We start from the raw sequence: 23,543 nt of genomic DNA, 5'->3' as shown, positions 1-23,543 counted from the left end.
TACCGTCTCTGCTTTATCCGGCCTTTAACGCTTCTTTGACTCGCTGACCGTAATCGCTATCGGCGGCGCTGAAGTGCTCGACCATCTTATTTTGGGTCGCTTCGCTCACTACACTTAACGTGCTAACGATGTTAGCAACCAATCTTGCCTTCTCATCTTCAGGCAATAAACGGTATAGATCACCGGCTTGACTGAAGTCATCTTGGTCATAACGGCTGTAACGGTCAGCTTCACCATCTAAACGCAATGGTGGCTCGGCAAATTGCGCCAGTTCTTGCAGACCATCATTGCTGTTAGGGCCATAGTTACTGCTTGCATCGCCACCAGTCTGGCTGCCTGAGAATGGGCATTGTGTTCCCGCCATCGCACCACCACGTTGGTGATGATTAGCCGTAGTTGCATGGGGGCAGTTTACTGGTAACTGGTTATAGTTGACGCCTATGCGGTAACGCTGGGCATCAGCATAAGCAAATAAACGCGCTTGCAGCATCTTATCTGGTGATGCACCCACTCCTGGTACTAGGTTGCTTGGCGCTAACGCTACCTGCTCAACCTCAGCAAAGTAGTTTTGCGGCATACGGTTAAGCTCAAGCTCACCAATTTCAATCAGTGGGTAATCTGTGTGTGACCATACTTTAGTCAGGTCAAACGGGTTGATCTTATAGGTGTTCGCATCAGCTTCAGGCATAATTTGCACGTTTACCGCCCACTTCGGGAAGTTACCATCGCTAATGGCGGCAACCATATCGCGCTGAGATGAGTCTGGATCGATCCCTTTTAGAGTATCTGCCTGCTCTGCCGTTAAGTTGGCGATGCCCTGCTTAGTCTTATAGTGGAATTTAACCCAGAAACGTTCACCTTCTGCATTCCAGAAAGAGAAAGTGTGCGAACCATAACCGTGCATCTGACGGTAGTTTGCAGGAATACCGCGGTCTGACATTAAGATAGTCACTTGATGCATGGCTTCAGGGTTTAGTGCCCAAAAGTCCCACATCGCATGAGGATCTTTAAGGTTGGTTTGCGGATTGCGCTTTTGAGTATGAATAAAGTCTGGGAACTTAATGCCATCACGCAAGAAGAAAGTCGGCGTGTTGTTACCCACGATATCGTGATTACCACGTGTGGTATAGAAACGTAAGCCAAATCCGCGAGGATCACGCTCGGCATCAGCGCTGCCCATCTCACCACCTACCGTTGAGAAACGCACGAAAGTTTCAGTCTGCTTGCCCACACCGTTAAAGTGATCGGCAATGGTGTATTCGCTCATGTCACGGGTTAGCGTAAATGTGCCATACACCCCGGTTCCTTTTGCATGCACGATACGCTCAGGAATGCGCTCGCGGTTAAAGTGGGCAAGCTTCTCAATTAAATGCCAATCTTGCAGCAAAAGCGGGCCACGCTCTCCAGCGGATAGTGAATTTTGGTCATCGCTGATTGGTGCGCCATTTTGTGTGGTAAGAACTCGGTTATGCTGACTCATTAATTACTCCTCAATCTTGGCGTGCTCGAGCCAAGTTTCAATTAAATCAAAAATTGTGGCCATGGTTTATCCCCTATATGCGATATGCTATGGCAATACAGCATAGATGCCGTATGTCGATGAACAGATAATAGGCCCACAACAACAAACAATAAAGCGATTAAAGGCGATAAGCTTAATCTAAATAACAGGTTAAACTTGTAACGAACGACTGGTTAAGCGATGCGTTGTGAATTGCTCAAAAAAACATAGATAAAATGTTATTTAATTAAGTGGTTGCAGAGTAATCTTGATAATGATTAGCAATTGTGATGTTAATCAATAAATTGAATGTTTGAACTTATTCGCTAATAGGTAGCTAACTTGTAAGTGCCAAATACTGGCAATTGCGATTTAAGTTAACAAGAAATAGTAGGAATTATTTTATTTAAGCGTTTTCACGCCATTTACATTTGTTAAAAAGGAGGTAAATAGATTATTTCCTCCTCAGTTAACTGTACTTCAATGTATTAAAACCCTTTTAGAGTTCTGTAGAATCTTTCATATGTGAGTCAGCTTTGTACAGTTTCACCAAATAATAGGCATCAATAAGCACAATAAAGAAGTTAACCAGAGCCACCGGAATCGCATCAATAGCTAATCCATAGGCGACAAAAAGTGCCGCGCCGATTAGATTCCACCAACGTAGTTTTTTGATGTTTGCCATCATTAGCGATATCGCGACAACGACCGACGCTAGATACCCGACCCATTCCCAAATTGTTGCGTTATCCATGCGCTATCCTCATTGGTTTTTGTCGAAGTAAGTTATGCAGTAAACATAACTTGAGAGTCCAATAAGTATGAGCAAAAATTAGCTATTAAAACAGCCCGTAGCCAAATAAAATTGCTCACTTCTTCGCAGATAGTTACCGTCGGAAAACAGGCCTAGAAGTTAACCACGCCCTTTTTTTGGCCTAACCATTAAGCCTTTAATGCTTAACTATTAACTCTTTAGCGCTTAACCACCGCGGCTGTCATACGAGAGATACAGCACAGCTCCCCTGCACTATTATGAATGAGCACTTCCCATACCGAGCTGCGCTTACCTAGGTGAATAGGCTTAGCAGTGGCGGTAAGTATGCCATTACGAGAGGCTTTAAGATGATTAGCGTTGATCTCTTGGCCAACACAGTAATAATTCTCAAAGTCGACAGCAAAATTTGCCGCGTAACTCGCAACGGTTTCAGCCAATGCCACATTGGCCCCCCCGTGAACAATCCCTAGTGGATTATGTACCGCTGGTGACGCAGGCATGGTTGCCTTCATATAGTCATCACCAATCTCGGTAATAGTGATCCCCATCGTCTGCATTAAGGTGCCTTTACCATGCATACCGGCGTCCATTTTCGCGCATACCTCAAGACTTACAGGCTTAAACCAAATCGACATATTTAATTTCCACTATTGTTGTTATTCATTCTTGACGTTTACTGCTAGTACTTATTTCTTAGCGCTTATTCTTAGCACTCATTCTTAGCACTGGGCACAGTCTACTTTGTCAGACAGGATCTTTAAACAGGTAAGATGAGTGACTTAAACTGGCTTATTGAAAGTAATTGCTAACAGATTGTGTCTTGCGCTCGCTTTGTGAGGCACTAGGTCGTGCATGAAGAGTATCAATGCCGAGTGAGTAGGAGTGAAGAGTAATAATGAGAGAGTAAGTTGGCCCGCGAGAATACTTAATATTTTTTGTCGATTACGTAAACGTACAACTTAGTGTGCATAATCGCGGGCCAGAGGGTAAAGAGATACGCTGTTCTATTTTTCTTTGTAAATAGTCGCGCAGCCTATCTTGCCAAGCTGAATTCTTTATTAAAGAAGATCTTCAACAGCATCTAATGTGAGCTTTATCATATCGTTTAGTGTCTGCTGACGCTCTTCGGCCGTTAGGTGTAAGCCTTGGCGAAGGTGATCGGTTACCGTCATCATAGCCAGTGCGTTAGCACCAAACTCGGTCGCTACACCATAAAGACCTGCTGCTTCCATTTCGACACCTAAGATGCCGTACTTTTCCATCAAGTCGTAACGGTTCTCATCGCTGCTATAGAACAGGTCTGAAGAGTACAAGTTACCCACATGGTAGCTAGCACCTAACTTTTCAGCAGAGTCTGCAGCACGCTTCAACAAGTTAAAATCGGCAATCATAGCAAAATCTGTGTTAGCAAAACGGGTTCTGTTAACGGCAGAATCTGTGCTCGCGCCCATCGCCATTACCACATCCATCAACTTAATATTGTTACTTACCGCACCACATGAACCAATGCGGATAATGTTCTCAACGCCATATTCGGTGATTAGCTCTTTGGCATAAATTGAGATCGATGGGATCCCCATGCCTGAACCCATTACAGAGATCTTCTTGCCTTTGTATTCACCGGTATAACCCAACATATTACGAACATCAGTCACTAGTACTGCATTATCTAAAAAGTTGTCTGCAATGTATTTAGCTCTTAGCGGATCGCCAGGCATTAATACGGTTTTAGCAAATGCGCCATCAGCGGCATTGATATGTGGAGTCATGATATTTTCCTCAAAAAATTTAGGTGCTTGCTTGCGCTATGTAAGCAAGCACTTTTCATCTAAAAACTAATAAACAAACACATTATTTACCCAGCGAGTTAACCCGCTAAGCTATATAGTAAACCTGCGATGGTACCGCTCATTAAGTTCGCTAGAGCAGCGGCAATCAGTGCCTTCATACCTAGAGCACTTAAGTCATGGCGACGTTCAGGGCAAAGTGCCGCTAAACCACCAATGACCATGGCCAGTGAGCCGATGTTAGCGAAACCGCACAGTGCGAAACTGATAATGATTTGGGTCTTTTCTGATAGCTGGTCAGACACTTTTAAGAAGTCGATATAAGCAACGAACTCGTTAATCACCATCTTCTGGCCGATAAACGACGCCGCTTGTGTCGCTTCACTCCAAGGCACACCCATCACCCATGCAAGTGGTGCAAGTAGGTAACCTAATATAGCCTGCATGGTTAGGTCTTCAATACCAAACCAACCACCTATGCCGCCTAAAATACCGTTAACCATGGCGATCAGTGCGACAAACGCTAATAGCAGCGCTGATACAGACAATACTTGCTGCATGCCCATTGCTGCGCCGCCCGCTGCTGCATCGAGAACATTAGCTGGCTTGTCAGTCACATCGTCCATCACTTTCTTGATGTCGTTTAGTGGTGTTTCGGTCTCAGGCCATATCAACTTAGCAAACAGTAAACCTGCTGGCGCCGTCATAAATGCAGCAGTAAGCACGTATTTAACGTCAACGCCCATCTGGATATAACCAATCATGGTGCCGCCAGCAACCGATGCCAAGCCGCCAGTCATTACTGCGAATAGCTCAGAGCGAGTCATGTGCTTTACAAATGGGCGTACCATTGAAGGGGCCTCAATTGGGCCTACAAAGATATTGGCTGTTGCTGATAGTGATTCCGCACGGCTAGAACCCAGTAGCTTTGATAAACCGCCACCAATAAGGCCAATAATCAATTGCATAATACCAAGATAATAAAGTACGGCGATCAATGAGCTAATGAAAACCACAACAAATAGCACGTTAATAACAAAAATGAAGCCAACACCAAATTTAGCCAGATCACCAAATAGGAATGCTAAGCCTTCATTGGCATAGCCGATAACGTGCATCACACCACTTGATGCACCATCAAGCACTGCCTGACCCATAGGAACGTACATAACAAAGGCACCAAAGGCGACTTGAAATGCCAGCGCACCCAGTACGGTTCTAGGGTTAATTGCTTTTCTATTTTCTGATAATGCAACCGCTAAGCCCATAAGGCAAAGCATGCCGAACAAACTGATGAAAACTTCCATACATTTATTACCATTTAAATATCAATATGACGGCAGTGTATACAGACGGAATTTTGCTGCAAGGAAATTGCTCTAGTTTGGCGAAGATAAACGATGTTTTTATCGGCTTGGACAACAAATCTTAATGAAACGGGTGAAAAACAAATAAAACACAACAAGCAGAAAACACAAAGGCAGTACATGACTTACAATAAGACCACCAACACACATAACTTTAAACATAAGAGTTAAAATTTAGGCAGCTTATAAACAGCCTAATTTGACTCTTAAAGCACAAAAAACAGATCAAACAACTACAAAACTGAAAGTTTACCACCTAAAAAGTGAGGTTCAATGAATTCATTTAGCAAAGAAGTTGTGGTTTTAACTCCAATCTTTGCGCCATTATTAGCTAACTGATCTTAAATCGAGGTTAAGGCATACTAGAAATTGCACCTTTCCGTCTTAGCTTTTCCTAGGGTCTACAATCTGCTCTTCCTAGAACCTGCTTCTAACCTGTGACGGCATAAATGCCGACCTACTTTAAAAGAAGGACCTAGTATAAATAGGTACTAGGCGCAAGGCAGGTCGATCATAATTTGTCTTCAGCTAGTTTTACTCGTAACTGCTTATCATGTACACGACTGAGCAATACAATGGCAGATATTGCTCCCACCAGCGCCATTGCCATATCGGACTGGGTGTCCCACACGTATCCTTGCGTGCCTAAAAACGCCTCGGCATCCTCACCTGTCAACTCGGCAACCCACCACTCTATTAGCTCATAAAAAGCAGAGAATGCTAAAGTAAAACAGACTGCAAGAAAGTTACACCAAGCACCTAATTTAACAACACTGAGGCGTATAAACACTTCACGCGCCAAAATAGCGGGAATAAAACCTTGGGCAAAATGCCCGACCTTGTCGTAGTTATTACGCTCCCCGCCCGTCCAATCGCTAATCCAATCAAACAGCGGCACCTCGGCATAAGTGTAATGCCCACCGACCATCAAAATAATGCAGTGAACCAAGATCAAGCCGTAGGCCAAATTCGTTAATGTGAAGCTATTGCGGGTGTAGATCAGAATAGGCAGGGCGATTAAGGCCGGTACGACCTCTAAAAACCAGGTAAATTGATCCTTAGGATTAATCCCTGACCAGATTAATACGGCGAAGAATGTCACTAGCCATACAGCACTTTTATTCAAAATTTCGCCCTCATATACCATATTGTTCTAAATTAAGAATAAACACTTTAGCCATCTAGCCCTCCACAGCCACCATAAAAAGTGCTACTTTGTTACCTCTGTTACGCTTTCGAAGTAAATTTCAGTTGTGAAGGCTTTGCAGTCCTTAGTACATTGGTAGTCTATACCCAAACCACTCCTACAACGTAGAGTTTAGTCGTCTCTGCGGTGGCATTAAGTATACATAATACATATAAACTAAAAGGGTACATAAATCATGGCGAAACATTCGCTGGACAAGGATAAAATTAAGATCCTGCTGTTGGAAGGCGTCCACCAATCTGCGGTAGATGTATTTGAACGTGCGGGTTACACCAACATTGAATATCACAAAGCATCACTAGCTGAAGATGAATTACAAACAGCGGTTAAAGATGCACACTTCATTGGTATCCGCTCCCGTACCCAATTGACTGAAGAAGTATTATCCCAAGCCGACAAACTCATCAGTGTTGGTTGTTTCTGTATTGGTACCAATCAGGTCAGTCTCGCTGCGGCTGAAAAGCTGGGGATCCCGGTATTCAACGCGCCTTTCTCAAATACCCGTAGCGTAGCGGAACTGGTATTGGGCGAGATCATCATGCTACTGCGTGGGATCCCACAGCGTAATGCATTGGCTCACCGTGGTGGTTGGCTAAAGAGTGCTTCGGGAAGTTATGAGGCTCGCGGTAAGACCTTAGGTGTCATCGGCTACGGTCATATTGGTACTCAGCTTGGTATTCTTGCAGAAACTTTGGGTATGCGCGTTATCTTCTTCGATATCGAAGACAAGCTACCACTGGGTAATGCACAGCAAGTGCACTCTCTACAGCAGCTGCTATCACTTGCCGATGTGGTGAGTTTACACGTACCAGAAACACCACAGACCAAAGAGATGCTCAGCTATGAAGAGCTGGCCTGTATGCGTAAAGGCAGCATTTTAATTAATGCTTCTCGCGGTACCGTTGTCGATATTGATGCGCTCGCGGCTTCATTAAAAGAGGAGCACCTTGCTGGCGCCGCCATCGACGTGTTCCCTATCGAGCCTAAGTCGAATGACGATGAATTTATCAGCCCACTACGCGGCTTAGATAATGTGTTGCTGACGCCACATGTTGGCGGTAGCACGGCTGAAGCTCAAGAGAATATCGGTATCGAAGTCGCGGGTAAGTTGGCTAAATACTCAGACAATGGCTCGACCATGACGGCGGTGAACTTCCCAGAGGTGTCACTTGCTCAACACTCTGGTACGTCGCGCTTACTGCATATTCACCGTAACCGCCCTGGAATCTTGATCCAAATTAACTCCGCGTTTGCAGAAAAAGGCATTAACATTGCTGCTCAGTATCTACAAACAACCGCTGAAATTGGCTACGTGGTAATGGAAGTCGATTCAGATCAGGCCGAAAATGCATTGGTTGAATTGCAAGCGATTGAAGGCACGATTAGAACCCGTTTACTTCACTAAAGCTGGGGAAATCTGGGTAAATCAGAGTCATGACTAATTCAGAGTCATGACTAGTCGATTCAGGCTTAGGTTAAGAACAGAAGATGCGTTGGTTGAGTTGCAAGCGATTGAAGGCACGATTAGAACCCGTTTACTTCACTAATAAACTTGTACTTGGTTTAAATCGATGAGTAAGGCCGTATAATTCACATTATACGGCCTTTGTTCTTTATATATATTGAGTAGCAATAGTTTGAACTGCTGCGCTTGCACGGCAAGATTTTAGCGGTACAATCATTGTCCTTATTGGTTTAATTCTTGGATCCTCATATGACGCTGTCAACTTCTCAGCCAACTTGGCCTCTTAATGGACAACAGCCTGAACTGCTTTTTTCTGAATTAACACACCTAGGTTTAATCTCAGTCACTGGGGAGCAAGGTCGCAGCTTTATTCACGGCCAAGTCACTACCGATATCAGCTCGCTTGAAAGCGACCAATGGCGCTGGGGCGCGCATTGCGATCCTAAAGGTAAGATGCTGGCCAGCTTTAGAACCTTCGCCAAAGGTGACACCCTTTTCTTGATGATGCCAAAAGAGACCTTGGCACTGGATCTACCTCAGTTGCAAAAATATGCGGTATTTAGTAAAGCTGAGCTGTCTGATGCCAGTGATCACTGGTTATTGTTAGGCGTGGCGGGCGAACAAGCTAAAACATGGTTAACGGCTCAGTTTGGCGAGCTTACCGATGAGCTAACCTTAATCGATAACGGCATGATCATCCACGATGCGGGTCGGTTTATCCTCGCGATAGAACAAGACCAAGCCGCATCACTTATCAGTGCTATCGAACAACCTATCTATGATGCTACTGCATGGCAGGCACTGGAAATCGCTGCCGGTTATCCAAACCTAGGTGCTAATCATCAAGGACAGTTTGTACCGCAGATGTGTAATGTCCAAGCAGTCAATGGGATCAGCTTCAATAAGGGCTGTTACATGGGACAAGAGACGATTGCTCGAATGAAGTACCGCGGGGGTAACAAGCGTGCGCTTTACATTGTTAGCGGCACGGTATCAACACCTTTAACAGCCGATAGCCAGCTTGAAATTGCACTAGAAGACGGTGAAGGATTTCGCCGCGCAGGCACTATCATCGAGGCTGTTCAACGGGGTGACCAGGTATTATTAACAGCGGTATTAGCTAATGATACTCAACTTGATGCTAAGTTAAGAGTTGCCGATGATGCGAGCTCTGAACTGACATTAATTGCGCTGCCTTACTCGCTAGAAGAGCAAGATTAATCCAGCCCCCAATTCGTTCGTAATAGAAAAGGCGCTTTATGCGCCTTTTTGTTTATCCCGACTAATCAAGACTAAATCTAACCCGTCTCATTGTGAGCATCGCGAACTTTAGTCAGCTCATCAACAATCTGCTTAAAATGCTGCACTAACTTTGGGTCAAACTGCTTTCCAGCTTCACTCTCGATTAAGGTCATGGTCGCCTCCACTGTCCACGCTTTCTTATAGGGGCGAATCGAAGTTAAGGCGTCAAACACATCGGCAATCGCCACTATCCGACCCTCTATTGGGATCTCCTCAGCCGACAGCCCATTGGGGTAACCGCTGCCATCCCATTTCTCGTGATGTGTTAAGGCGATTCGACGCGCCATCTCCAGCAATGGATCATTGTGCTCACCGATGATCTCGGCGCCGATTTCGGCGTGAAGCTGCATCTCCACCCACTCTGTAGCATCGAGCTTAGCTGGCTTTTTTAAAATAGAGTCTGGTGTGCCTATTTTACCGATATCATGCATAGGCGCAGCATTGTAAATCAGCTCGCAATAGTATTCAGGTAAACCCGATTGAACCGCCAACAAGCGCGCATAGTGACTCATTCTGACAACATGTAAGCCAGTCTCGTTATCTTTATATTCTGCTGCGCGGCCCAGACGACGAATGATCTCGAAACGTGTTTCTTCGAGCTCTTTAGTTCGCACTTTAACTTCCTGCTCGAGTAGACATTTTTGGTCGTAGAGAGCCAAATGGGTTTTTACCCTCGCCTTCACAACAGGCGCACTGACGGGTTTTGTAATGTAATCGACGGCGCCAAGCTCAAACCCTTGCGTCTCATCGGCGACATCGCTAAGGGCGGTGACAAAGATGACGGGAATATGGCAAGTTAATGGTTCTTGCTTTAGTCGCTTACATACCTCATAGCCATTCATTCCCGGCATCATCACATCCAGAAGAATAAGATCCGGTGTGGTTTTACTCGCCAATGCAAGGGCTTTGGGGCCATCAATCGCAACCTTAACTCGGTAGTCCCCACCTAAGATCCCAACCAAAATATCAATATTCTCGGGGGTATCATCCACAACTAAAATGGTGGCCTTATCCATTAAACCATCTCTCCTTTTAGTATTCACGCTAGCAATCAAGTATAGCTGCTCGCTTATTATGCTTGGCACTAAAACAGCTTAGGTTACCTATGATATTTTTACTGTCACGACCTGTCTTTAAACTGCTCTTGAATCAGCTCTGCCGCCTCATCAAACTGGTAGCTGTTAACCATGGCTACTGCAGGGCTCATCTTCTGCCATTGCAATTCAGTGACTCGCTCCCTGATGTCATTCATTTTATCAACCGCATCGGAGTCAGCCTCCTCTAGCATCTGTAATAGCTGTGTCACTTCCTGACTTAGTTCCTTATCCGACAACAAAGACTCTGGTGCGCCACTTGCCTCGACCTCAACAGCGTCATCCAAACTCGCCTGCCAGCTCGCTATTGCCGCACATATCGATGTCGTTAGCTCGGCTATCTGACTCAGTTCATCTGTCACATCTGCCTTTGGTGAGTCTTGCAGCTTAGCCTCAAGCTGACTGGCTAGATCGACCAATAGAGGCGAGCACAAATTACCAGACACGCCTTTAAGGGTATGGGCATAGCGGATCGCGTCAGCGGTCTTACCTTGGCTAAGCGCTGACTCTATCTCCTCGGCGATATTACTTTTACCACTATGGAAACGTTCCAAGATCCTGCGATAAAGCCGCACAGAGTTCTGTACCAGCTGCAAACCTTTGTCGATATCTAACGCCTCATGCTGCGGCCAAAACGGCACATTTTCGCTCTCCTTACCGTCTAAGTTGGTAAGCGTAATGGCCTGCTGACTATCGCCTAAATACTGCAGCAAGGTGCTATAGAGTCTCGCCACCTCAATAGGTTTGGCGATATGGTCATTCATGCCTACTCGCAGACACATCTCCTTGTCGCCTGCCATCGCATTCGCCGTCATAGCAATTACTGGTAACTTTTCTAGCCCTGGCATTTTCCTTAGCTCTCGCGTGGCTTGATAACCATCCATCACCGGCATCTGACAATCCATCAGCACCAGATCGAAGCTTTGCGTTGCCAGTTTTTCCAGTGCCACTTGACCGTTCTCGGCGATAGATAGCACCACCCCAACCTGCTCAAGAAATTCGGTGGCCACCTCCTGATTCATATCATTGTCTTCAACCAACAAAACTCGCTTGCCCTGCAACTGCAAAAGCAACTCTTGGCTGATGTCGCTCCCTTTGCGACGAACCACCATTGCGCCATTTTGGCCGAGCGAAGACATGATACCGTCAAGTAAGCGCGAAGCACTGATGGGTTTAGTGATGTAACTGGCTATGTCACTGTGCTCTACCTGCTCGATAAACTCGGCATTGGCATGGGCCGAGACGATCAATATTTTGGGGGGATGTTCTTTCCCAGATAGAATTTTCTGCGCGGCCTCGATTCCATTCATCTCCGGCATTAACCAATCGATCAGCGCCACCGGATAGTCAGTATGTTGACAATGCTCAATCGCTTCGGCACCACTCTTAACGGCATCGACCTTAAAGCCCATGCTCTCAAGGGTGGTACGCATAATATCTCGAGCGGTAGCGTTATCATCCGCCACCAAGATCCGCATCCCTTCAATCTCACGTTTCACTTTTAACAGCTGATTATTGGCAACCTTCAGCTTCACGCTAAAGTAGAAGCTACTACCATTGCCAAACTGGCTTTCAACACCAATCTCGCCGCCCATCAGTTCCACGAGCTGCTTACTGATAGCCAAACCTAGCCCTGTGCCGCCATACTTTCGAGTGGTTGAGGTATCCGCTTGGCTAAAGGACTTAAACAGTCGTTCACGCTGCTCTTCGGTGAGACCTATACCGTTATCTCGCACACTAAATCTAAGCACGATGTCATCTTCGATGCGCTCTAGCTGACTGATGGACAGCAGCACCTCTCCCTGCTCGGTAAACTTAATGGCGTTACTCATTAGGTTGATAAGCACCTGACTTAGGCGCAGTGGATCGCCCTGCAACTGCCTTGGAATATTAGGAGCAACCGCGAAGAGCAATTCTAGCCGCTTATCGGTTGCCTTGACCGAGAACATGTCACTCAAGTCTTCGAGCAGGGTATCGAGCTGAAAGGGGACTGACTCGATATCGAGCTTGCCTGCCTCTATCTTAGAAAAGTCCAGAATATCGTTAATGATCCCCAGCAAAGACTTAGAGGCTCTATCAATTTTCAGCACATAGTTTTGCTGCTTTCTGTTCAGCTCAGTCTGCAAGCAGAGCTGTGACATACCAATGATGGCATTCATCGGGGTGCGAATTTCGTGAGACATATTGGCTAAGAAATCACTCTTTGCCTGATTGGCCGCATCGGCACTGTCTTTAGCCTGCTTTAGCTCTTCTGAAAGCTGTTTCAGCGAAGTGATATTGGCCATAGACAGCACAACAGAGGTTAACTTGCCTTGAGGATCTTGCAGCTTAGTCAGGGTGATATCCATCCAGATACACTCACCCGATTGGTTTAGCAATCGTAGCTCGGTGAGCAGATTATCACTGCCACCCTCGGTAAGGTCGGCAAATACTTCTCTAGCCTTTTCACGATCATCTAGGTGTTGAAAATCAAAGAAAGAGCAACTCTTTAATTCGGCTACACCTGTCTGCATATAAAAGCTAAATTGCTCGTTGCAGTCGAGAATATTACCGCGCTCATCGACATTGACGATACCGATCCCCGCATTATCAAAAAGTGCTCTAAAGTGAGCCTCACGATCTTCTAACTCCTTATCAATCTGTTTGCGATCAGTAATATCCATTAAGTAACCGTTCCAGATAATACAACCATCGGCCTGCAGATCTCCGCGAGCGCCAGCTTGAAGCCAGCGGATCTCACCAATCGGGTGGCGGTACCTAAACTCTTCGGTCCACTGCAGCCCTTTACTCGTTTGGCCCGAGAGCGCCTCAATAATATGCGAGCGCTCCTCGCTGATAATACACTCGGCAACTAAGTCAAAATCATTCATGACTTCGTCACGGTGAAAGCCTAAGGTGGTGATGCAGGCACTAGATAGGAAGGTAAATGTACGCTCACCGCTACTGCACCAATGCAACTGGTAAACCGTACTTGGTATCGATTCGGTAATCGTCTCCAGCTGCTGTTGAGACTGGACGATCTCCTCTTGAGCTAACTTACTACTGGTGATGTCATTAATACTGCCATCGAACCAAAGCACGCCCCCCTCATCACCGTAACTCGCCTTACCTTTCTCATGGACCCAATGGATACTGCCGTCTCGGTGCTTGATTCGATATTGAATTTCGAAGCTTTTTTGCGCTAGCAGTGCCTCCTCAATAGTACGAGTTGTGGCCTCAAGATCTTGCTCGATAATCAAACTAGCAAAACTACGACTGCTATTTTCAATAAAGTCCGATGCGGGAAATCCAGTAATATCACTAATATTATTGCTGATATACTCCATCACCCAGCTCTCGCCGATCCGAGTGCGGTAGACAGCTCCAGGAATATTAGTCACTAAGCCTCTAAAGCGACTTTCGCTATCTTTTATCCGCTGAGCAACCTCAAGCTCAACCGTCATGTCTCTAACCGTTGCTGCCACTTGACGCTTGCCATCATCGGTTACTGGCAGCAAGCCTAAACTTATCTCTACAGGAAACTCACTACCGTCACTCTTACGCGCATTAAGCGTCTGCCCCTTGCCCATCTTGCGATCGCGTCCCTCCGCTATAAACTGAGTTCGCAATGCAGCATGTCGATACCTAACACCGTCGGGAACTAACTCATCCACTGACATCGCCAACATCTGCTGCTTATCGTAACCAAACAGCTGTTGGCAGCGACTGTTGGTAAACACCAGCTGTCCCGATTCTTCGACAATCAGCATCGCCTCTGGTGCAGACTCGAGTACCGCATTTGACCAAGCGACGGCAGAGAACTGCTCAGTCACATCATTAAATAGCATCTCAATCGAAAGCAGTTCCCGATTGTCAGATAGCAGAGGCTGCATAAACAGATCCAAGCGGCGGAGCTTACCGAAACCATCGATCATCTCTATCTGGTGCGGCGGCACATTCTCACCAAGCAGAGCCTTGTCCATATACTGCCAATTTAACTCGTTAATGGGATTGTCAGAAAACATCCTTTGATACTTACGCTTGAGGAGTTCAGGGGTGACCCCCAATACCTTTTCAACGCCATCACTCACTTGATCAATCACTCCATTTGGAGCCACAGAACAGTAGAAAGACTTATCACTCATACCATCGATCAACTTGGCAAAACGATTGCCACGAGAGTCCAGCAGCGCCTCTTCCCGCTCCTCCAACACCTCAGCCATATCATTGAATTTATCCGTTAAGGTAGCGATTTCGCTCATCGCACCAATTGGCTTTTCAATCCGTTTAGTTTTTCCAGCACCAAAAGCGACAATGCCAGCTTCTAACTCTTCAATCGGTCGAGTTAAGCGTCTAGCAGTAATATACCCAGTCAATAAAAGTAAGACTGAAAGTAATAGTAAGTTGAGACTCAATGAGGCTATATCACGAAAAAACTCGTCATAAAGTAGTTGCTCGGAAGTCATGATAACCACCCGCCAGTTCAAGGCTGGAACCACCCCGATACTGGCAAGGTATTTTCCCCCAATGCTGTCTTCTATATAGGCGTAACCCGGTTTACCACGGTGAACTAAATCGATAAATTTTTGGTTTTCTTTTGACTGGGAGAGCCAGTTATCGACCCCATTCTTAAGCAATAAGTCGTTATTTTGATGATAAATTAGCTGACCTTTGTCATCGATAACCACAATGCGATTTGCTGAGTTCCCCACCATTTGTGGAATAGAGTTAAGGGCAAGATCGACAGTCACTACCCCCAAAAAAGGCCGCGGCTCACCAAATGGTTGCGAGAAGCTCACCATTAAGACATTCCCAGCACCTTCATCTAAATAGGGTTGTGACCAGTAACCATCTTCATTATCAATAGCTTGACTCCACCAACCCCACTCACCATTAGTGTAATCGTAACCCTCAACACCGATATCTATCATGCTAATCTTGGATTTATCACGATAAGCGTAAGGCGCAAACAGTTCACGTCCCTCGACAAAAAACTTTTGAAACGCAATTGCACTGCCGTAAAAATCGCTATGGCGTTCGAGACGGTGGCTTAACAGCAGCTGAAGCTTTGCTTTGTCGGCCAACTCCTCTCGACTCCCCATCTCGGTCAGCAGCTCGGCAAATGAGCGGGTATCGGTTTCAGCGGTGACAAGAAAATGATCTAATCTCAAGGCTGCATTTTCGGCAATTTTCCCGATATGCTGATAGATATCTTGCTCTTCATCTTGAAAATTAATCCAAGCATTAACGCTAGAAACGGCAGCCATAATTGCAATCAAAGGCAAGGCTATTTGCGATAAAATTCGGCTACGAAAGGTGCGAAGTCTGCTCATATCCCTGATCCATAGTGACTAACGTTTTATTGGCTTACAGCAAAGAGCGGCCTTATTCTCACATTAAACGGCCCATCGCATGCCTTACCTAAAATAACTCAAGCTTAGTTTAGGTAAGACTGTGACTTCACACCGAATAAAAGAGATCCATTCACTTTTAAAGATGCTAACTCTATGATGAAGTTGAAATAACACATTTATTAAATCACCTTAAACAACAGCATTCAATATAAAAACCGTTTATTTAATAAGCTACAACATCAGTAAAGCATGTTAGATTACTATTTGAATTAAAGGATAATAGTGCAGCGACAGGGGTGATAATGGGGAGTGAAATTGTCTGGCTGAGTCGAGTCTCAAAAGGCTTTAACGATGGTGACAAATATCACCAAGTTTTAGACGATATTAACCTTAGGCTAGGTACTGCCGACACCGTTGCATTAACCGGCCCTAGTGGCAGCGGAAAAAGCACCCTGCTCAATATCATCGGCGGCTTTGAGTTCATTAAACAGGGCCAGCTATATCTCAACTCGAGTAACACTTCTAGCTGGCAAGATAAGCAATGGAGCCAATTTCGACGCCAACACCTAGGGATGGTGTTTCAGCAATTTAACCTATTAACGCCACTCAATGTTAAAGACAATATCGCCTTTTCTCTACGATTAAACCAACAACAATGGACCCCTTGGTGTGACTACCTCATTGAGCAGCTTGGATTAGAGGAGGTTAAACATAGAAGTGTAGAAACCTTATCCGGCGGCCAGCAGCAGCGTGTCGCCATCGCTCGCGCTCTTGCCCATAAACCCAAGTTATTACTCGCCGACGAACCCACGGGTAACCTAGATGAAAAAGCGGGTCAACAGGTAATGACCCTGCTTACTCTGCTCGCTAGAGAATCTAATACCGCAATCTTAATGGTCACCCACAGCAGTGAGTGCGCCGCCTTTATGAAAAGGCGCTGGCACCTCGAAAAGGGTAAGATCCATGAGTAGCCTAGCGGGACAGGAGCTGTGGCTTACGATGCGTTTAACTCTGAGCGTATTTATGCGCCACTATCTAAAATCCCCACTGCAAGCTGGAGCTATTTTACTCGGCATCATTTTGGCGGTCACTCTACTTATTGGGGTCAGAGCCACCAATGAAAATGCGGTGCGCAGTTACTCCGAGGCGACCGAGCTCCTAAGCCAAAGAGCGCAACTGCTACTCACGCCTCTGAGCGGTAACAAATCAATTGAGGAATCGGTTTATTTCACCCTGAAACAAGCCGGTATAGCCCAAACGTTAGCCGTTTTAACTGGCACTGTCACCGACGATAGAGGTCAGCGCTGGGATATCCAAGCGAGCGATCTTGTTGCCGCCTTATCGATACAAACTAAGGGCTCATCTACAGGTAGCGAACAGCAGAAAGCCGCGTTATTTTCAGAAAAACTCCCCCTCGCCAAACTGTTATCGGGCGAACCTATCATCCTAATGAGTCAAAGCCTTGCGGCGAAGGTCGCCCCTCAAGCAAAAATGCGGCTATATGGCATCTCCCTTAAGGTGATTTCATTAGACGATGATCTTGGACTCGGCAATGCTATTCTAATGGATATCTCACTCGGGCAAAGACTGCTAAATCAAACAGGAGAGCTCAGTTATATCGCCCTGTTTGGCGATCCAGATAACTTAACGGAGCAGATCTACCGAGCCTTTAATCAGCAAACGAGTAAGCACTTTGAATTGACCCCTCAAGATGGCGGCGAAAGCCTGACGAGTCTCACTCGCAGCTTTCACCTAAATTTGAGCGCAATGAGCCTACTGGCATTTATTGTCGGGTTATTTATTGCTTATAACGGCGTGCGCTACAGCCTATTGAAACGCCAGAAACTATTGGTACAACTGCAACAGCAAGGCATACCACAACGAGCCTTGTTGCTGGCACTGTTACTTGAGCTACTCGCCTTGGTGCTAGTGGGGTCTATGGCCGGGTTTATTCTTGGCTTGCAGTTAAGTCACTGGCTACAGCCGATGATTGCACTGACACTCGAGCAGCTTTACGGTGCAAGGCTGATGCCTGGAGTCTGGCAGTGGAGCTGGCTATATCAGGCGATTGGACTCACTTTTGTTGCGGCTCTACTTGCCTGTTATCCACTGTTTAACAGCTTAGCTAAACAGCCGCTGGCTCGAAGTGCCAGCCGATTCGAACTACAGAGTCATGCAAGAAGACAACACCTAAGACTCTTTATCATTGCGATAATACTGCTCGTTATTGCCGCGGGACTATTTCCACTGACACTGGAATACCAACAAAGCCTCGTCCTGCTAGGCGTGGTTACCATCGCAATTCCACTACTACTGCCACAGGTGTTGCATGTGGGATTATCCCTTGTCGAGCGAATCACTCCTGCAGGACTGTGGCAATACGGCGTGGCAGAAAGCAAAGAGATTATCGGCCCGCTTTCTCTCGCCATGATGGCAATGCTATTGGCGCTGACCGCCAACATCTCCATGAACACCTTAGTTGGCAGTTTCGAAATCACCTTAAAACATTGGCTCGATGACAGGCTCTATGCCGACCTGTATATCCGCCCTCCAAGCGACAAAGTGGTCGAAACTAAAGCCTTACTGGCAAGTTTACCCGATGTCAGTGCTATCTATGGTCAGTGGCTACACACGAGCCATTATCAAAACGATCCTGTGAGCTTAATGACCCGCGATACGCACTCGCTGCGAAACAGTAATCAGATAAAGGCTCAATCGAGCGATCATTGGCAAGAATTCTTTAATGGTAAGACACTGATGATCAGTGAACCGATGGCGATTAAGTACCGCCTCAATATTGGCGATAAGATCTCACTGACAGAGTTTGAAAGAGCCTCGCTACCTCCTCTGCCTATTGGGGCCATTTTTTATGACTACGGCAATCCCACAGGCCAAGTGATTGTCAGCCAAACCACTTGGCAACAGCTGGGCTTGCCAGCCGCTCCTAGCAGCATTGCCGCCGATTACGATAAGCAGATCGGTGAACTTGAATCGATACTGCAAACTCAGCTGTCGCTGTCTGCCGCGCAGATGTATAGCCAAACTAAAATCAAGCTTCGTGCACTGCAGATCTTTAAGCGCACCTTTTCCATTACCTTAGTACTCAATAGCCTCACCTTACTGGTTGCCGCCATCGGTCTATTTAGCGCCTGCTTGATGTTGACCCAAGCTAGGCAAGCCCCCCTAGCAAGGCTCTATGCTCTGGGAGTGAGTCGAATCCAGCTGCGCACTATGGTTTCAGGGCAGATGTTACTGATCGTGCTATTCACCTGCTTGCTTGCCCTGCCAACGGGAGCCTTACTCGGTTACCTGCTGATTAATAAAGTCACCCTACAGGCCTTTGGCTGGAGTATCGCAATGGTGTGGGACTGGTACGCCTATTTCCGAATGTTAGTCATCGCCATGATCGTCAGCGCCGTCGCGGTGATCTTGCCGCTGCTGTGGCAGACCCGGCGTCCATTGAACAGTCGCTTGCAACAGGAGGCGCTATGAAAACGTTTTACCGTTTAGCTCTACTATTTCTGCTTAGCGGCTGCGACTCTGAACCAAACTCGTTATCTACTGGTATGGGACAACTGCTCGATGGCAATATTCAGGGTTACACAGCCGTAACTGAGGGCAAGCAGCTATCGTTTCCTCGAGATCACCAGGCGCATGATGACTTTCGGCAAGAGTGGTGGTACTTAACTGCCAATCTAACCACTGAGACTGGTGAGCATCTGGGTTTACAATGGACTCAGTTTCGTATTGCGCTTGCTCCGCCCGCTCCAGATACAGCTAATGGCAATGGCCTGCCATCTAGTTGGCAAACAAAGCAGCTATATATGTCGCATACTGCGCTCACCAGCAAGCAACAGCATTTAGCCGAGGAAAAGTGGTCTCGGGGCAACCCACACTTTGCCGGCACCCAAGTGTCGCCACTTGCGATCCAACAAGACAATTGGCAATGGCGAAGCAGCAATGATGAGTTGTTTCCAGCCACTTTGTCAGTCGCAACCGACGAGTTCAGTTACCAGCTCAAGCTCGAAAGCCAGTCACCTTTGCAACTACAGGGCGATAACGGCTACAGTCGTAAAAATGCCAGCGGCACAGTGGCGAGTTACTACTACAGCCAACCTTTTATCAGGGTAAGTGGCACCATCGAACGAGATGGGAAAACAATGATGGTAACCGGAGATGGCTGGCTAGATAGAGAGTGGAGCTCACAATTTCTTGCTAAGACTCAGCAGGGCTGGGATTGGTTTGCCCTAAGGCTAGATGATGGCTCTGCGCTGATGCTGTTTCAACTCAGGGATAATAGTGATCCTAAACAACATTTTTATAGTGGTAGACGTATGTACCCCGATGGGCGCGGTAACAACATTAATCATCAGCAGATTTCCATGACTGCAACCGCTTGGCAGCAAACACAGTCAGGCCACTATCCTGTAAGTTGGCAGATCGCCATTCCCTCAGAAGATATTCAACTGACCACTCAAGCCCTCAATGCCAATTCAACCATGCCGCTGTCTATCCCTTATTGGGAGGGGCCCATCAAAATTAACGGTAGTCACAATGGCTTAGGCTATATGGAACTCACAGGATATTAATCAATATTTAATAACATATTTACCTAAACCCTGATATATTCCCAATTCGTTTACACAGCCAAAACCAAGTGTAAATGAAAATCATTATCAATAATTAAGCATCTGAATATCAAACCTTTTTAATGTAGCGCAAGCTAACATTTCGAATGATCAAAATTCAAACAACACGCCGCTATTCATTGATAAATCTGTGAATCAGATCACCATGAAAAAGTTGATCTCGGTCTACAAAAACTACCAATACCCCTTGCGAGGTATACCCACAGTTTCTGTGAGGTCTAGACTCGAGATAAACCTTTGGTAGAGAACATCGGTATAACCCACCTAGGTGAGTTAGCCAAATCAATAAAAGGTAGAAAGATGAGCCAAGAATTTCATATTACCAGCCTAGTCGTGCATGCCGCACCGGGTGCTGTGACTGAAATTAAGAATAAAATATCAGCTCTTGAAGGCACCGAGATCCATGCCGTTACCGATGAAGGCAAGTTTGTGGTCACCATTGAAGGTGAAACCCAACGCGCCATCCTCGATAACGTTGAAGCGATAAACGCCCTAGAGGGCGTGTTAAATAGCAGTCTAGTTTATCATCAAGTCGATCCAGTAGAAGAAAAGAGTGAGGAACACCATGAGCATTAGCCGTCGCGAGTTTCTAAAAGCCAACGCCGCCGTTGCAGCAGCAACAGCTGTAGGCGCGACTCTGCCAGTTAAGATAGTCGAAGCTGCAGAGCAAAAAGATAACATCAAGTGGGACAAAGCACCTTGCCGTTTTTGTGGCGTAGGTTGTAGCGTTCTCGTGGGCACAGATAATGGCAAAGTTGTCGCCACCAAAGGTGATCCAGAAAGCCCTGTGAACAAAGGCCTTAACTGTATTAAAGGCTACTTCCTTTCTAAGATCATGTACGGTAAGGATCGTCTAACTACGCCGCTTTTGCGTATGAAAGATGGCCAATATGATAAAGAAGGTGAATTCACTCCAATCAGCTGGGATAGCGCATTTGATATCATGGCTGACAAGTGGAAAGACACCCTTAAGACTAAAGGTCCAACTGCAGTTGGTATGTTTGGTTCTGGCCAGTGGACTGTTTGGGAAGGCTACGCCGCCTCTAAACTACACAAGGCGGGTTTCTTAACCAATAACATCGATCCTAACGCACGTCACTGTATGGCATCAGCGGTAGGTGGCTTTATGCGTACCTTCGGTATCGATGAGCCTATGGGTTGTTACGATGACTTAGAAGCCGCCGATCAGTTCGTGCTTTGGGGCGCCAACATGGCTGAGATGCACCCAATCCTTTGGGCTCGTCTATCAGATCGCCGCCTAAGCAGCCCAACGAGTCGCGTACACGTATTATCAACTTACGAAAACCGTAGCTTCGACTTAGCCGACAACGCCATGGTCTTCCGTCCGCAGTCTGACTTAGTGATCCTTAACTATGTTGCCAACTACATCATTCAAAACGATGCAGTAAACAAAGACTTCGTTAACAAGCACACTAAGTTTGCACTCGGTACTACCGATATCGGTTACGGTCTACGTCCAGATCATCCACTAGAGAAAAAAGCTAAGAACCCTGGCAACGGTAAGTCTAAGCCTATCAGCTTCGACGAGTACGCCAAGTTCGTTAGCTCGTACACCCTAGAATATGCAGCCGAGATGAGTGGTGTTGAGCCAGAAAAGCTAGAGCTTATGGCTAAAGCTTATGCCGATCCAAACGTGAAGATGATGAGCCTGTGGACCATGGGTATCAACCAGCACACTCGTGGTGTTTGGGCCAACAACATGCTTTACAACATTCACTTGTTAACCGGTAAGATTGCCACTCCTGGCAACAGTCCGTTCTCACTAACGGGTCAGCCATCGGCTTGTGGTACAGCACGTGAAGTCGGAACGTTCGCGCACCGTCTACCTGCTGACATGGTAGTAGCGAATCCTAAGCACCGTGAGATCACCGAAAAGTTATGGCAAGTTCCAGCGGGCACGATTCCGCCAAAGCCGGGTTTCCACGCAGTATTGCAAAGCCGTATGCTTAAAGATGGCAAGCTGAACTGTTACTGGACTATGTGTACCAATAACATGCAGGCCGGTCCAAACATCAACGATGAAATGTATCCAGGTTTCCGTAACCCAGAAAACTTCATCGTGGTATCGGATCCATACCCAACAGTAACAGCTATGGCGGCTGACTTGATCCTACCAACGGCGATGTGGGTAGAAAAAGAAGGGGCCTACGGTAACGCTGAGCGTCGTACTCACATGTGGCATCAGCAAGTTAAAGCACCAGAAGGTGCTAAATCTGACTTGTGGCAGCTAATGGAGTTCTCTAAGCGCTTTAAGGTCTCTGAAGTATGGCCTGCAGAGCTTATTGCTAAGCAACCAGAACTTGCAGATAAGACACTATTTGACGTGCTTTATGCTAACGGCGTGGTCGACAAGTTCCCATCGTCTGAGTGTAAGGGTCAGTACAACGACGAAGCTGATGCATTTGGTTTCTATGTCCAAAAGGGTCTATTTGAAGAATACGCTCAGTTTGGTCGCGGCCATGCCCACGACTTAGCGGACTTTGATACTTACCATGAAACCCGTGGTCTACGCTGGCCAGTGGTTGATGGTAAAGAAACCTTACGTCGCTTCTCAAAAGGTGACCCTTATGTGAAAGGCGATAAAGAGTTTGATTTCTACGGTAAGCCAGACGGTAAAGCGGTGATCTTCGCGCTACCATTTGAGCCCGCAGCAGAAGAGCCAAACGAAGAATACGATATCTGGTTATCAACTGGCCGTGTGCTTGAGCATTGGCATACAGGTTCGATGACGGCTCGCGTTCCTGAGCTATATCGCGCCTACCCAGATGCACAGATCTTTATGCACCCAGAAGATGCTAAAGCTCGTGGTCTTAAGCGTGGCGATGAAGTGATCGTTGCCTCACCTCGCGGTGAAGTGAAGACCCGTGTAGAAACTAAAGGCCGCAATAAGCCGCCAAGAGGCGTGGCATTTATGCCATTCTTCGATGCGCGCCAGCTGGTCAACAAGTTAATACTCGATGCGACAGATCCGCTGTCAAAAGAGACAGACTTCAAGAAGTGTCCAGTTAAAGTGATGAAAGCATAAGCTTTTCACTAACAAAC

15 protein-coding genes are annotated in these 23,543 nt (G+C 46.5%); 7 read left to right on the top strand and 8 right to left on the bottom strand.

Annotated features, from left to right (window positions below):
* Positions 1-13: 13 nt before the first annotated feature.
* The 6 genes from katB to SHAL_RS03710 all read right to left on the bottom strand — a co-directional run bounded on the left by katB (position 14) and on the right by SHAL_RS03710 (position 6,577).
* Positions 14-1,480, bottom strand: a complete 1,467-nt coding sequence (katB, locus tag SHAL_RS03735) for a catalase KatB (RefSeq protein WP_012275858.1) — start codon at positions 1,478-1,480, stop codon at positions 14-16.
* A gap of 520 nt (positions 1,481-2,000) precedes the next feature.
* Positions 2,001-2,255 carry a YgjV family protein gene (locus SHAL_RS03730; RefSeq protein ID WP_012275857.1) on the bottom strand — a complete coding sequence of 85 codons (255 nt, stop codon included), beginning with the start codon at positions 2,253-2,255 and terminating at the stop codon, positions 2,001-2,003.
* Positions 2,256-2,473: 218 nt separating this feature from the next.
* The gene (locus tag SHAL_RS03725) at positions 2,474-2,911 is read right to left on the bottom strand and encodes a PaaI family thioesterase (protein WP_012275856.1); all 438 of its coding nucleotides are present in this window, start codon (positions 2,909-2,911) and stop codon (positions 2,474-2,476) included.
* 423 nt (positions 2,912-3,334) lie between these two features.
* Entirely contained in the window at positions 3,335-4,045 is a 711-nt protein-coding gene (deoD, locus tag SHAL_RS03720) for a purine-nucleoside phosphorylase (protein WP_012275855.1), read from the bottom strand.
* A 98-nt stretch (positions 4,046-4,143) separates the two neighbouring features.
* Positions 4,144-5,370 (bottom strand): NupC/NupG family nucleoside CNT transporter, encoded by a 1,227-nt coding sequence (locus tag SHAL_RS03715; RefSeq protein ID WP_012275854.1) that lies wholly within the window; start codon positions 5,368-5,370, stop codon positions 4,144-4,146.
* Between the two features lie 571 nt (positions 5,371-5,941).
* Positions 5,942-6,577, bottom strand: coding sequence for a DUF2238 domain-containing protein (locus tag SHAL_RS03710; protein ID WP_012275853.1), 636 nt, complete (start codon positions 6,575-6,577; stop codon positions 5,942-5,944).
* Between the two features lie 235 nt (positions 6,578-6,812).
* Between SHAL_RS03710 and serA the strand changes: the two genes are divergently transcribed.
* A complete protein-coding gene (gene serA, locus SHAL_RS03705) occupies positions 6,813-8,042 on the top strand; it encodes a phosphoglycerate dehydrogenase (RefSeq protein WP_012275852.1) in 1,230 nt (409 codons plus the stop codon).
* Between the two features lie 309 nt (positions 8,043-8,351).
* Positions 8,352-9,323, top strand: a complete 972-nt coding sequence (ygfZ, locus tag SHAL_RS03700) for a tRNA-modifying protein YgfZ (RefSeq protein ID WP_012275851.1) — start codon at positions 8,352-8,354, stop codon at positions 9,321-9,323.
* A gap of 77 nt (positions 9,324-9,400) precedes the next feature.
* On the opposite strand, the gene SHAL_RS03695 is transcribed toward ygfZ, so the two are convergent.
* Complete coding sequence (locus SHAL_RS03695; RefSeq protein WP_012275850.1) at positions 9,401-10,420, bottom strand: response regulator; 1,020 nt, start codon at positions 10,418-10,420, stop codon at positions 9,401-9,403.
* A 104-nt stretch (positions 10,421-10,524) separates the two neighbouring features.
* Positions 10,525-15,810 (bottom strand): PAS domain S-box protein, encoded by a 5,286-nt coding sequence (locus SHAL_RS03690; protein WP_012275849.1) that lies wholly within the window; start codon positions 15,808-15,810, stop codon positions 10,525-10,527.
* Between the two features lie 323 nt (positions 15,811-16,133).
* On the opposite strand from SHAL_RS03690, the gene SHAL_RS03685 reads away from it, so the two are divergent.
* The 5 genes from SHAL_RS03685 (at position 16,134) to napA (ending at position 23,526) form a co-directional block, all read left to right on the top strand.
* Positions 16,134-16,802, top strand: a complete 669-nt coding sequence (locus tag SHAL_RS03685; protein WP_012275848.1) for an ABC transporter ATP-binding protein — start codon at positions 16,134-16,136, stop codon at positions 16,800-16,802.
* Positions 16,795-19,323 carry an ABC transporter permease gene (locus SHAL_RS03680; RefSeq protein WP_012275847.1) on the top strand — a complete coding sequence of 843 codons (2,529 nt, stop codon included), beginning with the start codon at positions 16,795-16,797 and terminating at the stop codon, positions 19,321-19,323. The genes SHAL_RS03685 and SHAL_RS03680 overlap by 8 nt, the downstream gene beginning before the upstream one ends.
* The gene (locus SHAL_RS03675; RefSeq protein WP_012275846.1) at positions 19,320-20,420 is read left to right on the top strand and encodes a lipocalin-like domain-containing protein; all 1,101 of its coding nucleotides are present in this window, start codon (positions 19,320-19,322) and stop codon (positions 20,418-20,420) included. The genes SHAL_RS03680 and SHAL_RS03675 overlap by 4 nt, the downstream gene beginning before the upstream one ends.
* A gap of 360 nt (positions 20,421-20,780) precedes the next feature.
* A complete protein-coding gene (locus SHAL_RS03670; protein WP_012275845.1) occupies positions 20,781-21,056 on the top strand; it encodes a chaperone NapD in 276 nt (91 codons plus the stop codon).
* A complete protein-coding gene (gene napA, locus SHAL_RS03665; protein ID WP_012275844.1) occupies positions 21,046-23,526 on the top strand; it encodes a nitrate reductase catalytic subunit NapA in 2,481 nt (826 codons plus the stop codon). The genes SHAL_RS03670 and napA overlap by 11 nt, the downstream gene beginning before the upstream one ends.
* Positions 23,527-23,543 lie beyond the last annotated feature (17 nt).

The organism is Shewanella halifaxensis HAW-EB4 (assembly GCF_000019185.1).
GTDB classification, from domain to species: Bacteria; Pseudomonadota; Gammaproteobacteria; order Enterobacterales; family Shewanellaceae; genus Shewanella; species Shewanella halifaxensis.
This window is presented reverse-complemented; position numbering and strand designations above follow the sequence as displayed.

Coding starts and splice junctions, on each gene's coding strand:
- katB (WP_012275858.1), bottom strand. CDS start 1,480: ATGAGTCAGCATAACCGAGTTCTTACCACACAAAATGGCGCACCAATC.
- SHAL_RS03730 (WP_012275857.1), bottom strand. CDS start 2,255: ATGGATAACGCAACAATTTGGGAATGGGTCGGGTATCTAGCGTCGGTC.
- SHAL_RS03725 (WP_012275856.1), bottom strand. CDS start 2,911: ATGTCGATTTGGTTTAAGCCTGTAAGTCTTGAGGTATGCGCGAAAATG.
- deoD (WP_012275855.1), bottom strand. CDS start 4,045: ATGACTCCACATATCAATGCCGCTGATGGCGCATTTGCTAAAACCGTA.
- SHAL_RS03715 (WP_012275854.1), bottom strand. CDS start 5,370: ATGGAAGTTTTCATCAGTTTGTTCGGCATGCTTTGCCTTATGGGCTTA.
- SHAL_RS03710 (WP_012275853.1), bottom strand. CDS start 6,577: ATGGTATATGAGGGCGAAATTTTGAATAAAAGTGCTGTATGGCTAGTG.
- serA (WP_012275852.1), top strand. CDS start 6,813: ATGGCGAAACATTCGCTGGACAAGGATAAAATTAAGATCCTGCTGTTG.
- ygfZ (WP_012275851.1), top strand. CDS start 8,352: ATGACGCTGTCAACTTCTCAGCCAACTTGGCCTCTTAATGGACAACAG.
- SHAL_RS03695 (WP_012275850.1), bottom strand. CDS start 10,420: ATGGATAAGGCCACCATTTTAGTTGTGGATGATACCCCCGAGAATATT.
- SHAL_RS03690 (WP_012275849.1), bottom strand. CDS start 15,810: ATGAGCAGACTTCGCACCTTTCGTAGCCGAATTTTATCGCAAATAGCC.
- SHAL_RS03685 (WP_012275848.1), top strand. CDS start 16,134: ATGGGGAGTGAAATTGTCTGGCTGAGTCGAGTCTCAAAAGGCTTTAAC.
- SHAL_RS03680 (WP_012275847.1), top strand. CDS start 16,795: ATGAGTAGCCTAGCGGGACAGGAGCTGTGGCTTACGATGCGTTTAACT.
- SHAL_RS03675 (WP_012275846.1), top strand. CDS start 19,320: ATGAAAACGTTTTACCGTTTAGCTCTACTATTTCTGCTTAGCGGCTGC.
- SHAL_RS03670 (WP_012275845.1), top strand. CDS start 20,781: ATGAGCCAAGAATTTCATATTACCAGCCTAGTCGTGCATGCCGCACCG.
- napA (WP_012275844.1), top strand. CDS start 21,046: ATGAGCATTAGCCGTCGCGAGTTTCTAAAAGCCAACGCCGCCGTTGCA.